This window comes from Methylobrevis pamukkalensis (genome assembly GCF_001720135.1).
GTDB lineage: Bacteria > Pseudomonadota > Alphaproteobacteria > Rhizobiales > Pleomorphomonadaceae > Methylobrevis > Methylobrevis pamukkalensis.
In genome coordinates, this window is record NZ_MCRJ01000128.1 from 1 (window position 1) to 11,667 (window position 11,667).

The following is an 11,667-nucleotide window of genomic DNA, read 5'->3' on the forward strand; positions in this document are numbered from 1 at the left end:
CGGGCTTGGAGACTGCCTCTTAATCGGGGGCAGCGGGCCTCGCGTCGGCGATAACAAGCTTGCGAGGCTGTCGTGTGTTCGGAAAAGCCCTGCCGGGAGGTGGGGCTTTTCTCGTTAAATGGCCGTGATCACATTCTCCTGTTCATGTTGTAGCCGGCTTGCATTGCCCCAAAATTCCGCTGGATTTCACGTTTCAGCGCGGCCTCTCGCCGGTCAAGCTCGGCCTGGAGCTTCGGCATTGTGTCGTCCGTGACGTTGCCCTCGATTGTCAGTGAGCCGCCCGTGATGTTGTTCACGACCATGCCGTTAGGCCGCGCGCCGGCCGGCTTGCTCGGCAGACGGAAGGAAACCGGGATCGATCGCCCGTCCGGCAGAGGCACCGCCGCTTCGGGACCGGCCTCGCCGAAGATCGCAGCCGAGCGCGCCACGCCGCCCGACGCATAGCGCGGCAGGATCGCCGGGCCGTTCGGGGTCATGATGCCGCCGCGCGCGAAGGTCGGACGGACAGGCGGCAAGGGGACACCACCGCCACCGCCGAACATGCCGCCGAACAGGCTGCCGACTGCCGAGAACAGTCCGCCGAGGAGACCACCGCCGCCACCGCCGCCAATGGACATGCCTTGGAAGCTGCCGGCCTCGGCGAGCTTGCCGATCACGTTGATTATGACCGGGACCAGCGCGCGAAGGGCATCGCGCCATTCGAACGTGCCATCGACGAGGGACTGAACGACGCCAACGCCATAGTCTTCGAGGGACGACATGGCGTCGTCGAAAGCCTGCTGACTCGTCGCTGCCGACTGTGCCGCGATCTCCACCTCGGCCATCTTGCCGGCGAGGGCGCCAAGCTCGGCCTGCTGCTGCGGCGATAGGGCAATGCCCGCGCTTCGGGCCGCGTTGAAAAGCTCCTGTTCATGCCGGAGCCGCGCCACCTGGAGCGCCGTCATTCCGAGCGCCGCCTGTTCGGCCTGTTGCGCTGCAATCCATTCGTTGCCGGCCGCGATCAACGCATCATAGTCGCCGGCCTGTTTCTGCCCGGCTTCGTACTGCTGCCGGAAATCCGCGTCGTTCTGCGATGCCCGCGCGCCGGCATCCTCAATGTGCCAAGCTCGTGCGCCATCGGGAAGGACAGGCCATAGCTGCCCGCGTTCTCGTGAAACCACTTGCGGGCGTCGTCGGTGCCGAATGCCAGATCCGCCGCGTTGCCCGCGTTGTGCATCGACTTGCCGGGCGGTGCCACCCACTTCCGGGCGGCGTCTTCGCTGCCGTATTTCTTGACTGCGGCATCCCAAAGCTCGGCTTGCTTCTGAAAGCTTCGGAAGCCCGACGAGATGGACGTTGCCGAGCGCACCGCCTCCGGCGCCGAGGCGATCATGAGTGCAAGCGAGTTGGCAAAATCCGACTTCATGCCGGTGACGGCCGAAGCCGATCGCCCGCCGGCTAGCTGCTTCTGGAGCAACGCCGTCGCGTCCGTCGTCGACATCCTGGAACCGGGTCCGAAGCTCGCACCCATCTTGTGGATCACGTCGTCACGGTAGAAAAATCCGGGGTCGAAGCCCTGTCCAAGCCGCTGCCGGAGAAGGTCGCGGGCGCCGGCTGCACCACCTTCCGGCAGGTCGCCCCGCCCGGTGATCGCGCTGCCGGCGAGGCGCCCGGCAAGGTCGCCGGCCTTTGTCATCGGGCCTTGCCCCGTTGACCAATCCGGCATCAGGGCCATGAGGTCGCCCATGGCGTCGGCCGCCGTCACGATGGCCGACTTGAACGTGACGCCGATCGTGCGCGATAGCTGCTCGAATTTCGCGTCGATCTCTGCGGCCTTGTCGATGATGTCGGATTGAATGATGAGGCCGGCCGACCGCGCCTCATTCATGAGGTCGCGAATCCCTTCCGATCCCTGTCCGATCATCTGCAAGAATTGCTCGCCGCCCGTGCCGCCGAACAACTCGTCGAAGACGCGAATTTGCGCCGCCTTGTCCAGATCGCGGACACGCTCGACGATTTCGAGGAGAAGCGCGGACGGGTCTTTGAGCCGGTCCTTGAGTTGATCCGCCGTGAAGCCGAGGCGCTGGAAAGCTTCCGAGGCCGATCCGGAGCCGGTGACGATATACTCGTCGGCCCGCAGTTGAAGCTCTTTCATGCCGTCGACAATGGCGTCGATCGATACTTTCGACTTGCTCGCCGCATATTCGAGCGCCTGGAATTCCTCGACGCCGAGACCAGCCCTTGCCGCTTCGGCTTTCATGTTGGCAAGGCCGCGCGTGATATCGGCGAAGACGCGGGGAAGCTCGGAAAGCGCGCCAACGCCGATGCCGCCGAGAAGGCCGCCCGCGAAGGCCGCAGGCATGCCGGCGCCGGCCGTCTTCATCCGCGTGCCGAGGCCGGCGAGCGTCGAGTTGATCCGGGTCGCCGAGCCGGCGAAGTCGGTCTCCATCCGCTTTGCCGCACGGGAGGAACCGGCCGTCAATTCCTTGTATCGGCGATCTGCCGTCTTCGTCGCCTTGGACATTTCACGCTCGAAACCCGAGACGCGGGCCTCAAGGGCAACTATCAGCTCGTCACGTTCCGAGCGGGCCATGGTTCACCTCACGCAAAGAGAAGTCCGGCCGGGCGGGATGCCTCGTCGGAGTAGATCGATCGGCCGCTGTCCCCGGCCTGCGCACGGGAAACCGCCATCCACGTTGCAAAGGCGCCGTCGATGCGGTCGGTGCTCTTGCCCTTGTGCATCGTGCGATTTCCGGCCGGGTCGGTCTGGATTGCGACGTTCTGAAAGCACCACCGGAGCACCGGCTGTCCGCCGTGGCGAAAGGTTCCGGTCACGATTGCGCGTTCAAGCTCGTTGAGCGCCGGGGATTGCGTCACCCATCCGAGTTGCAGCGTCGTCACGGGGAAATCGTCGTCGAGAAGCGGCGACATGACCGGCATCGCATAGGCGCGGTCGAAGGCGATTTCCCTCACGTCGAAGCGGTCGCAAAGGTCGCGGATCTTCGCCTCGACGGTGCGATAGTCCACGGCGTTGCCCGGCGTTGGGATCATGTGGCCGGCCTCTGCCCATCGCGGATAAGGGACGCCGTCGCGGTCGGCGCGGGCGCGAAGGTTGTCGGCCGGACAGAAGAAAAACGGCAGCACCGTGTAACCGTCGTCCTCGTCGCGGAAGGCGGCGACAACCGCCGTTAGGTCCGTGGTCGTGCTCATGTCGACACCGATCCAGCATGGCCGGCCGGCGAGGGCGGCAACGTCGATCGGCTCGGCGCCGCGATCGTAAACGGCCATGTCGACGAAGGGCGACGACGAGTGATCCAGCCACATGTTGAGATGCAATTGCCGGAAGGCATCGCGGTCGGACGGCCGGTTCTCGGCTTCGCGGGCAAGCTGGCGAAGCCCTTCGATGTCGGGGAAGCCATCGGCGAGGCCGGGGTTCACCTGCCGCCATAGGTCTTCATCGCGCCAATCGGCATTCGGGTCGGCCTCGAACAGGACCGGCAGCGTCGCCGGGTCGTCGATCTCGCCGCGCGACACCTTCCGCGCGTAATCGATGATGTCGTGCGCGATGTTCTCCTGTCCGCGCCCGGCCGTGGTGATGACGACGAGGAGTGATCCGGCCGTCTTCACAAGGCCGGTACGGATGACGTCCCAAAGCTCCCGCTTCGGCCAAGCGTGCAACTCGTCGACGAGGGAAAAGCTAGGTGTGCGACCGTGCTGCGTCCCGGCGTCCGATGACAGGGCCTCAAGCACGGTCCCGGCCTTCGGGAAGGTCACGCGGTTTTTGTAGTCCTGAAACTCGACGGCAGCCGTGATCTTGCGATCCTGCCGGCAGATGCTTACGGCCTCGTCGAAGGCAATCCGCGCCTGTTTGCGGTCGGCTGCGGCGAGGTTGACTTGGCCGCCGTCGATCCGCTCCGGGCCGAACAGGTGCAGCAGGGACAGGGCCGCGCCGAGGGAGGTTTTGCGGTTGCCACGCGGCAGCAGGATCACGACGTTGCGGGCGATCCGCCGGCCGTCCTCGTGACACGGGCCATAGATCTTGCGGACGATCCTCTCTTGCCAGCGCGGAAGCTGAAACGCGCGCTTTGCCGCCCGCGACTTGGGATGCCGCAGCGCGCGAAGAAACCGCACCGCCCTTTCGCCATAGCCGTGCGGGTCCGGGATCTCACTGTCATCAGAAGCCCAAGTCGGAATCGCCATTGTCTTCCTCGGTTCGGATCGACGGACGCGACCGCGACACGGGTGTAAGCCCAAGCTCGGCGGCGAGGAGCCGGGCGCGGTTGATGGCGTCGGCCTGGATAGCAACGGCCGGGTTCTTGCGGGCGCCGTTGCCGCTGTCGATCACCGCGCCTTCGATCTGGATTTTCGCTTCCATCTGGCGAACAAGGCCGATCGCGATGCAGTAGTTTTCCAGCCCGCCGAGGTCCGCGACCGTGAGGATTTGCCGCTGCACAAGCACGGGGACCACGCGGCGCCATTCGGCCTTAGCCTCGTCGGAAAGCCATGACGGCGCCGCCGGGGCGCGCTTCACGCCTGAATTGTCGACGATCAGATGCGGTTTCGTTCCCTTCATCCGAAGTCCCTCGTCACGCATCGAAGCTCAAGCGCCTTGCGCCGCCCGATTTCTTTGATTTCCATGATTTCATGATCGATGCCGTTGCACCGGACGACGTTCTCTGTCCGCACGTCGGAACGGTATCGGATTCGGAACACGATGCTTTGTTCGGCAGTGTGGCCGGCGCTATTGATGAAGTCTTGCGCCGAGCATTGAACGACTTCGGCCCGCGTCATGACGATATTCGTGCATCCCTCGATCGGTGTCCGATACTCGTCAAGCTCCTCGGATCGACGCCAAATCGTGATTGGGTGTGTCAGCCGGCCGGCGCGCATCAGGTCGGTTCCTTCACCAGCGCCTCGACGTCGACAACGCCGTGACTGTGCTGCCCGTCCGGATCGCGAAGGAAGCGGACGCCTTCGACCTTGAGGTCGGCGATCTGATAGCCGTCCGACGTTGTGAACCGGGGCCGCAGGGCGCGCTTGACGGCGCCGGCAAGCGCCTTCACGCGGGCAAGGCCGGGCTCGGCGAGCCATAGGTGAAGGGTCGCGGCGACGATGACATGCCGCCGCTTCAAGTCGAGCCCGGCGTCCAGTGCCTGGGCGTCGCCGATCGTGATCGACGGGAAGCGGGCGGGTCGGCCGCCACGGTCTGCGATGTCCCCGGCCGGGACGATGGCCGTCACCTCGGCAGCGGCGGCGAGCCGGTCGCCGATCGCCTTTTGCACGGCAAGGGATGCTTCGGTCATCGCTTGCCCCCTCGGATCGCCTTGCGCATCGCCCGCCGGATTGCCGCCGAAGCCTTCTTTTTCGTGAGGCGCCATGCCGGATAGAAGAAGGGGTTCGCCGGCATGTCGGCCGTCCCCCACTCGTTGGCATGGGAATAGTCATAAGTGGCGGAAGCGCCGTCGCGGACGGGCCGGGTCGTTGACGATCCACCCGCCCTCACAAGCGTTTGCATCTGGTGCGCGCCGTCTTCCTTGCGGATCGACGCATCGAGGTCGCCGTCGCCGTCCGGTGCAAACCGCCGCGCCGTCGCCACCATGCGGGACGCCTCGGCTTCGATGATCGGGGCCACGGCCTGCCGGACTTCGACGGGGATCGCGGCGAGGCGCCGCTTGAGGCTTTCGAGGCTCATGCGAACACCCATGTCCGATAGGGTCGCACGAGGTCGTCGAAGCCGAAGGGAACAGCGCCAATCGAGACACCGACAATCGACGCCTCCCGGTTTTCGTAAAGATGGCCGATCAGCATCAGGGCTGCCGTGTACAGTCCGCCGGGGATTTCGCCTTCGTCGTCAACGAAGCTTTGCAGCGTCTTCCCGATTTGCGCCTCGATATGGGAGGTTGCCGCCGCCTTGAGGGCAGGAAGATAGACGCCAGCGCCGCCGTATTCGTCGGCCTCAAGGTTGAGATATTCTTGAATGTCGCCGTCAGAAATGCTTGTCCGCATGTCACATTCTCGGATTTCCGAATCCGCCTTCTGTTGCTGCGGCCTTGCGACTGTTGCACCGCCGGTTCATCGGTTGCCAATTCGCGCGGCTCCAAAACAGCCGCTTGTCGCCCTTGTGCGCGATCACGTGGTCGACCATGTCGGCCGCCTGTCCGCAGCCGCAGGCGCAAAGCCGGTTCTCCGGCCGGGCTAGAAACGTCGCGGTTTCCGTCCGCCACTTGCTGTCATAGCCGCGCCTGGCCGACGACGGCCGGGCCGCATCTGCCCGCTTCCGGCGCGCGTCGTCCTGCCGGCGCTGGCAAGGGCAACGCTCGCCGTGCGCGATCTTGAGACCGCATCCGCAAATCCTCGGCGCCTGTCGCGGCATGGTCGCTTCCTGTTGTAGGTCGGCATGGGCCGAAGCCCTTCCCCCGCTCGTGCTCAAGGGGGCCGCGAAGCCGGTCGCGGGTTCTCGCCGTTTCGACCTTGGCGCCTACATTGGAAGTGGGGGGCGGCGAGGTCGATATCGTTGCCGGACGCGGCGAGCGCCCTACTCTCCCGCCCCCCTATCTCAGTCGCGCGGGCGGAACCTTTTTGGTGCCGAGCGCGGTAAATGTGGCGCGCCACTTCTTTTCGATCGGAACGTCGGGCCGCTCCTCGCCGCCGCCGAAGATCGCGCCGAGCATGTCGACACGGCCTCGATACGCCTGCCGGATTTCCGGGATCGTCGCGGCGTAGGCTTCGGCCGGGGTCCAGCCAAGCCAGCCGGTTGCCGCCCGGAAGGACCACGCCAGATGCTCGGCATGAGTGACGGTTGCGCCGCCGCCCTTGCCCGTCGCCGGGGCCTCGCCGTCGTCGGCCGTGAAGATGCCGAGAACGAGGTCGATGACGCGCGGGCCGATTTCGGCAAGATCCGATGCGCTGAAACGTCTTCCGATCACGTCGTCGAAATGGTCGATGACGTCGAGAACAGCCGTGATCTGCCCATCCCGCAACTCGGCGAGAAGGGCAGGAGCACCGCCCGGCCTCTCCTCGACGAACAGCGCAAAGCCGAGCGTCGGCGCAAGCCGGGCAATCTGACTTCCCGCATAGACCGTGAAGGAGCCCGGTTGCATGTTCATCAGGCCGCCGCCTCGACTTCGATCACGTCCGAATTGACCGCGATCGAAAAGGTTCGCCGCATGACGTTGTCGGCGTTGCCGATGTTGCGCCGGTTCGACATGACCCTTCCGAGCCAATAGAAGGTTGTCGGTGTGCCGCCGCTCGGCTCGTCGTCAAGCTCGACCTTCATCGCGTAGTTGCCGCTTCGGGACTTCGAAGCGACGATCAGTGCGTCGAGGCCGGCGCCGGTCTCCATCAGATCGACGACGATGTCGAAGGCGCCGCCATCGACGGCGCCCTTGCGGTGCTGCGTCCGGCCTGTCGCCAGCGGCGTGAAGGTCGAATCCGAGAACGTGTCGCCGAATTCGGCGATGTCCTCGACGCCTGCCACTTCGGCGAAGGACAGGGCTTCGAAGGCTTCCGCCGTCGCGGCGGTGCTCACGGGGCCGATGTAGAATTTCGCCCCTACTGCGGTGTCGGTCATGGTCGGATCTCCTTAGCTGACCGGCGCGTCGGCCGGATGGCCAAGCACGGCGAGGGCGGCAATCGGCGCGGAACCGGAGTTGCCGGTCGGCGTGATCGTCAGGCGGGTGTAGCGTTTGAGGCCGCGATATCCGAGCTTCCGCACCTCGCCGTCGTCGGCGAAGGTGAAGCCCGCATCGGCTTCGGTGCCGAGAAGGTGGACGTCATCGACGGCGGCAAAGCCGGAGCCGCTGGCGTCGCTCTCCTCCAGAAGCACCGCGAATGTGGCATCGGCATCGGCGAGCGTTCCGGTCGCAATGAGGTAGGTCACGGATTCGAAGCCGGCGCGGTCGATCACTGTGCCAACTGTGGCGGTGTTGTCGCCGACGACCACGGGAGCGATTACCGCCCGGATGCCGACGTTGCTGTAGAGGTCACGCATGGGGGTTTTCTCCTTACGAGGTCGCAGTCTTGAGCTTGCGGAAGCGGGCAGCCTGGAGCACCCGGCCGCCGACGCGGCGGGTTGCATGAATGCGGGTCACGCCACGGCGCGCCTGCGTATACGGATCGGACAGGACCGAAAGCGCGAGGCGATCGACGATCCGATAGGCCGACCAGTCGCCGAAGATGATCGGATAGGCGCCGTCCGCGATGTCCGGCAGGTCGACCATTTCGACCACCGGCTTGCCGAGGATCGTTTCCGGCTGGCCGGCCTGATAGCTCGGCTGCCAGAGGTAATTGTTCTGGCCGTCCTTGAGCTTGCGCACGGCGGCGAGGGTCGTCCCGTTCATCGCCCATGCGGCGCCGGAAGCATTCCGGTAGGCCGCAGGAAGCGCATAGAGCAGGTCGATCAGCTTGTCGGCCGAAAGCGCGGACGCCGAGCCGTTGACGGTGTGGCCGATGCCGGCATTCGACATGAAGCCTTCCGGCTGCTTCACGCCTGTTCCCTCGACGAAGGCGACGGCTTCCTTCTGTCCGAAGTCCTCGGCAAGTGCGAGGCGCACTTCGGCTTCGGCCGCGCCGCCGCTGTCGGACAGAAGCTCATTCGAGATATCGACGTAGGTCGTGAGCTTGTGCACCACGACTTCAACCTGTCCGAAAGAGACAGTCGATTCTGCCGATTCCTCGTCTTCGCCTTCCCACTGTGCCGACGTGATGCCGGTACGCTTCGGATACTTCACGCTCGGCGCGCCCGTGGTGCGGACGCTGGCAAACTGCCGGATCGGCGAGAATTCGACGAGGTCGCGGATGAATTCCGACGACATTTCGGCCGGGGCCAGATAGCCGGCCTGCGGATCGCTCGACACCGTGAGGGTTCGGATCTCGTCGGCCGGCGTCTGATTGCCGAGCCGGAGATACGTCCCGAAGGCGCGCCGCTCGGCGGCAGGTTCCTCGCGGGTCTCCTGCCCGGTGCCGGGACGGTTCAGCCGCGCCTCGATCGTGCCGAGCCGGCTGGTGAGGGTGCGGACGTCGCCGGCAAGCCGCTCCTCGGCGGCAGTGCGTTCGGTGCGCAGCGCCTCGACACCGGAGCGCATTTCCTCGACGGCGGCAGCAGCCGCAGCAAGGTCAACGCCATCGCCGGGCGGGTCGTTGCGGGTCTCGACGGGGATCGCCGATCGGGTCTCGATATGGTCGTGCTTCATGTGGTCAGCCTTTCAGAGTCAGGGCGCAGCGCCGGAGCGCATGGACGAAGGCCGCCGCGCCCGTGGACGGCTGGCCGGTTCGGATCGACGTCACGTTCGATCCGGGAACGGACGGGATTGCGACGAGGGAGACTTCGACGAGGTCGGCTTTCGTGATGTGCCGCACGCCGCCGGAGCGGCTTTCGTCCTTGAGGCGCCGGAAGCCGATAGAGAAGCCGGACACGTCCCCGGCGATCAGCATCGACCGCACTTCGCGAGCGCGCTGGATTTCGAGATTGAGCTTGCCCCGCACCCGAAGGCCGGAAGCGTCGGACGCGACCGACTTGACGGAGCCGAGCACATTGCCCGGATCATGGCTCCAGAGCAGCGGGACAGATCGGCCATCCCAAGCGAAGGCGCTGCGGTCGAAGGTCGTCCGGTAGCTGTCGACGACGTCGAAGCGGACGGCGTATCCCTCAAGCGTGCCGTCCTCTCCCGGCGAGGAGAAGCGGACTTCAAGCGCGTCTAGGTGTTCATGCGCCATCGCTGGCCACCTCCTGCGGCGCGCCGAAATAGCAGGTTTCGAGAACCGCCACGGTAAGCGGCAGCGTCTCGGCAATCGGGCGGTTGTTCACCCATGCGTCGATGATCCCGGCCGCGTCCTTCGGATCAGTGCCGCCTCCGATCAGGCCAAGCCGGATTGTCTCGACGAGGTCGGCCCACGAGAACACGCCCTGAAACAGGCGAGCGGCGAGCGTGCCGATCCCGTGTCCGGTTGCCTTTTCGAGGGCAACGATCATCGGCACCGGAAGGGCGAAGGTGCGTTCCGCGTCGCCGAGGAAGGCAATGTGCGCAGGAGCGTCATGCATCGGGGTTGCCTCCGGTATCGGCGGCAGCGCCGGCCGTGGTGTTGGGGTTGGCGAAGACGTCGCCGCCGGCATAGGGCGGACGGTTCTCCATCGCGCGGGCTTCGTTCGGGTTCAGCACGCGGGCGGCGATCAGCTTGCCGTAAGCGTCGGCGCGGGCGGCGAGGTCAGCCCGGAGCAGGTCGTCGACAAGGAATTCGGGGAAGTACGTCCGCCGCTCGTCCGGCGTGAACAGCTTCAGCCGAAGCTCGCCTTGCCAGACCTTCAGCCAGCGCATCAACGAATAGGTCAAGAAGGCCGCGCCCATTTCCGAGGCGTTGCCCCATGTCGCCCGGCCAAGCTCAAACAGCAGATGAGGCGGCACGCGGAAGACGCGGGCAATCTCCTCGATTGCGAAATGCCGCATTTCGAGGAATTGCGCGTCGACACTCGAAAGGGCGATCGACTGGAATTCGCCGCCGTCCTCGATAAGCGCCGTTCGGCCCGCGTTCTCGCCGCCGGAGTGCGCCGCCTTCCAAGAGGCAACGATCCGGGACGCTGCGGCATCGCCGAGCACCTTCGGAAACTTGAGAACGCCAGACGGCCGGGCGCCGTTGCCGAACAGCTTGCCCGCGTATTTTTCCATGACGAGGGCAAGGCCGATCGCCTCCCGGCAGGCCATGACGGGGCTTTCGCCCCGGATGCCGTCACACGATGGCGCCCGAATATGGATCAGGTCGCCCCGGTCATAGGTCCGCGCCGGGGACGTGTTCGACCGATAGACCGGTTCCCCGGTGACGCTGTCCACCTCGACGGTCATCGCCTTCGGCGCGATCCGCAGCAACTCGAACGGGGCGCCGTCAACGCGGTTGATGTACAGGAAGCCGTTGCCGTAGAGCAGCGCATCCCGCGTGATCTGTTCGAACATGGCCGGCGCGGGCGTCCAGTCGTTCGCCTCGTCGTGGAGCAGCCGGTATGCGGGATGATCCGGCGCGCGTTCCTTGGCTCCGGACGCATCGCGGGCGTACACGTGCACGGGAAGCTGTCCGATCGTCTCGGCGATGGTCTCGACGGCGCACCGAACAGCCGTGCAGCGCATCGCGGTTTCCGGGGAAACAGCCTCGCCGGCCGCCGTGACGATGCTGCCGAAGATTTCGAACAGCGCGGCATCGGGACTTGCGAGCGTTGCGTCGCGCGTCTCGACGTTCGGGGAAGATCTTCGGAATGGATTCCAGAAACTCATGTCGCTATAGTGCGCGACGCCATGTTCTGCGAATAGAATAAACTAATTCAATCTAGTATAAACATGTCTATGGCGGGAAAGCCCGCTCCCGGAAAGCCCATTTCTGGAAAATCACGCGCGATTGAGGACGCGCGGTCTCCTCGTGATCTTCAAAAGTCGGTCGACGCCCCCCCCCTAGTGCTCGGTTTCGCGTGGCAGGGCGATGCGAAACAGCCGCAAAGGGGTCGTCCTCGCCGCCGAGCGCGGGAAAAGCTCGATTGCGCGGCTCGTCTCCGGCAAATCGAGCATGTCGACGAGGCCGCGACGGACAAGCGCCATGAGCGACTTGTGGAAGACGTGCCGATCGCCCTCGATTATGCCCGCCTCGTCAATTCCCCACACTGCGGCGCGTATCTGCCCGGCTGTCCGGTATCCCTGCCGCAGCTTGTCC

At 65.4% G+C, this 11,667-nt stretch carries 17 protein-coding genes; all 17 read right to left on the minus strand.

Annotated elements, in window-relative coordinates:
- Positions 1–128 precede the first annotated feature (128 nt).
- The gene (locus A6302_RS17290; protein ID WP_069308086.1) at positions 129–1,004 is read right to left on the minus strand and encodes a phage tail tape measure protein; all 876 of its coding nucleotides are present in this window, start codon (positions 1,002–1,004) and stop codon (positions 129–131) included.
- Positions 1,001–2,572, minus strand: coding sequence for a D-alanyl-D-alanine carboxypeptidase family protein (locus A6302_RS17295; RefSeq protein WP_083255864.1), 1,572 nt, complete (start codon positions 2,570–2,572; stop codon positions 1,001–1,003). Before A6302_RS17295 ends, A6302_RS17290 begins: the two co-directional genes overlap by 4 nt.
- A gap of 8 nt (positions 2,573–2,580) precedes the next feature.
- Complete coding sequence (locus A6302_RS17300) at positions 2,581–4,179, minus strand: terminase large subunit (protein WP_069308088.1); 1,599 nt, start codon at positions 4,177–4,179, stop codon at positions 2,581–2,583.
- Positions 4,154–4,552, minus strand: coding sequence for a phage terminase small subunit P27 family (locus A6302_RS17305; protein ID WP_069308089.1), 399 nt, complete (start codon positions 4,550–4,552; stop codon positions 4,154–4,156). The genes A6302_RS17300 and A6302_RS17305 overlap by 26 nt, the downstream gene beginning before the upstream one ends.
- Positions 4,549–4,869 (minus strand): phage head closure protein, encoded by a 321-nt coding sequence (locus A6302_RS17310; RefSeq protein WP_069308090.1) that lies wholly within the window; start codon positions 4,867–4,869, stop codon positions 4,549–4,551. The genes A6302_RS17305 and A6302_RS17310 overlap by 4 nt, the downstream gene beginning before the upstream one ends.
- Positions 4,869–5,357: a DUF3168 domain-containing protein gene (locus A6302_RS17315; RefSeq protein WP_083255865.1), complete on the minus strand. Its 489-nt coding sequence runs from the start codon at positions 5,355–5,357 to the stop codon at positions 4,869–4,871. The genes A6302_RS17310 and A6302_RS17315 overlap by 1 nt, the downstream gene beginning before the upstream one ends.
- A complete protein-coding gene (locus A6302_RS17320) occupies positions 5,279–5,671 on the minus strand; it encodes an HK97-gp10 family putative phage morphogenesis protein (protein WP_069308092.1) in 393 nt (130 codons plus the stop codon). The genes A6302_RS17315 and A6302_RS17320 overlap by 79 nt, the downstream gene beginning before the upstream one ends.
- A complete protein-coding gene (locus A6302_RS17325; RefSeq protein ID WP_069308093.1) occupies positions 5,668–5,985 on the minus strand; it encodes a head-tail connector protein in 318 nt (105 codons plus the stop codon). Before A6302_RS17325 ends, A6302_RS17320 begins: the two co-directional genes overlap by 4 nt.
- Before the next feature lies 1 nt (position 5,986).
- Positions 5,987–6,352 (minus strand): HNH endonuclease, encoded by a 366-nt coding sequence (locus A6302_RS21545; RefSeq protein ID WP_083255867.1) that lies wholly within the window; start codon positions 6,350–6,352, stop codon positions 5,987–5,989.
- A gap of 178 nt (positions 6,353–6,530) precedes the next feature.
- Positions 6,531–7,085, minus strand: a complete 555-nt coding sequence (locus A6302_RS17330) for a hypothetical protein (RefSeq protein WP_069308094.1) — start codon at positions 7,083–7,085, stop codon at positions 6,531–6,533.
- On the minus strand, positions 7,085–7,549 hold the full coding sequence (locus A6302_RS17335) for a hypothetical protein (RefSeq protein ID WP_069308095.1): 465 nt from the start codon (positions 7,547–7,549) through the stop codon (positions 7,085–7,087). Before A6302_RS17335 ends, A6302_RS17330 begins: the two co-directional genes overlap by 1 nt.
- Before the next feature lie 12 nt (positions 7,550–7,561).
- Entirely contained in the window at positions 7,562–7,969 is a 408-nt protein-coding gene (locus A6302_RS17340; protein WP_069308096.1) for a hypothetical protein, read from the minus strand.
- 13 nt (positions 7,970–7,982) lie between these two features.
- Positions 7,983–9,170 carry a phage major capsid protein gene (locus A6302_RS17345; RefSeq protein ID WP_069308097.1) on the minus strand — a complete coding sequence of 396 codons (1,188 nt, stop codon included), beginning with the start codon at positions 9,168–9,170 and terminating at the stop codon, positions 7,983–7,985.
- Positions 9,171–9,174: 4 nt separating this feature from the next.
- Positions 9,175–9,693: an HK97 family phage prohead protease gene (locus A6302_RS17350; protein WP_069308098.1), complete on the minus strand. Its 519-nt coding sequence runs from the start codon at positions 9,691–9,693 to the stop codon at positions 9,175–9,177.
- Positions 9,683–10,018 (minus strand): gene transfer agent family protein, encoded by a 336-nt coding sequence (locus A6302_RS17355; protein ID WP_069308099.1) that lies wholly within the window; start codon positions 10,016–10,018, stop codon positions 9,683–9,685. Before A6302_RS17355 ends, A6302_RS17350 begins: the two co-directional genes overlap by 11 nt.
- Positions 10,011–11,237, minus strand: coding sequence for a phage portal protein (locus A6302_RS17360; RefSeq protein WP_069308100.1), 1,227 nt, complete (start codon positions 11,235–11,237; stop codon positions 10,011–10,013). Before A6302_RS17360 ends, A6302_RS17355 begins: the two co-directional genes overlap by 8 nt.
- 174 nt (positions 11,238–11,411) lie before the next feature.
- Positions 11,412–11,667: hypothetical protein (locus A6302_RS23150; protein ID WP_169833616.1), on the minus strand; the 256-nt coding region annotated here is incomplete at its 5' end.

Coding starts and splice junctions, on each gene's coding strand:
- A6302_RS17295 (WP_083255864.1), bottom strand. CDS start 2,572: ATGGCCCGCTCGGAACGTGACGAGCTGATAGTTGCCCTTGAGGCCCGC.
- A6302_RS17325 (WP_069308093.1), bottom strand. CDS start 5,985: ATGCGGACAAGCATTTCTGACGGCGACATTCAAGAATATCTCAACCTT.
- A6302_RS17335 (WP_069308095.1), bottom strand. CDS start 7,549: ATGACCGACACCGCAGTAGGGGCGAAATTCTACATCGGCCCCGTGAGC.
- A6302_RS17315 (WP_083255865.1), bottom strand. CDS start 5,357: ATGGCGCCTCACGAAAAAGAAGGCTTCGGCGGCAATCCGGCGGGCGAT.
- A6302_RS17340 (WP_069308096.1), bottom strand. CDS start 7,969: ATGCGTGACCTCTACAGCAACGTCGGCATCCGGGCGGTAATCGCTCCC.
- A6302_RS17330 (WP_069308094.1), bottom strand. CDS start 7,085: ATGAACATGCAACCGGGCTCCTTCACGGTCTATGCGGGAAGTCAGATT.
- A6302_RS17355 (WP_069308099.1), bottom strand. CDS start 10,018: ATGCATGACGCTCCTGCGCACATTGCCTTCCTCGGCGACGCGGAACGC.
- A6302_RS17300 (WP_069308088.1), bottom strand. CDS start 4,179: ATGGCGATTCCGACTTGGGCTTCTGATGACAGTGAGATCCCGGACCCG.
- A6302_RS21545 (WP_083255867.1), bottom strand. CDS start 6,352: ATGCCGCGACAGGCGCCGAGGATTTGCGGATGCGGTCTCAAGATCGCG.
- A6302_RS17350 (WP_069308098.1), bottom strand. CDS start 9,693: ATGGCGCATGAACACCTAGACGCGCTTGAAGTCCGCTTCTCCTCGCCG.
- A6302_RS17345 (WP_069308097.1), bottom strand. CDS start 9,170: ATGAAGCACGACCATATCGAGACCCGATCGGCGATCCCCGTCGAGACC.
- A6302_RS17320 (WP_069308092.1), bottom strand. CDS start 5,671: ATGAGCCTCGAAAGCCTCAAGCGGCGCCTCGCCGCGATCCCCGTCGAA.
- A6302_RS17305 (WP_069308089.1), bottom strand. CDS start 4,552: ATGAAGGGAACGAAACCGCATCTGATCGTCGACAATTCAGGCGTGAAG.
- A6302_RS17310 (WP_069308090.1), bottom strand. CDS start 4,869: ATGCGCGCCGGCCGGCTGACACACCCAATCACGATTTGGCGTCGATCC.
- A6302_RS17360 (WP_069308100.1), bottom strand. CDS start 11,237: ATGAGTTTCTGGAATCCATTCCGAAGATCTTCCCCGAACGTCGAGACG.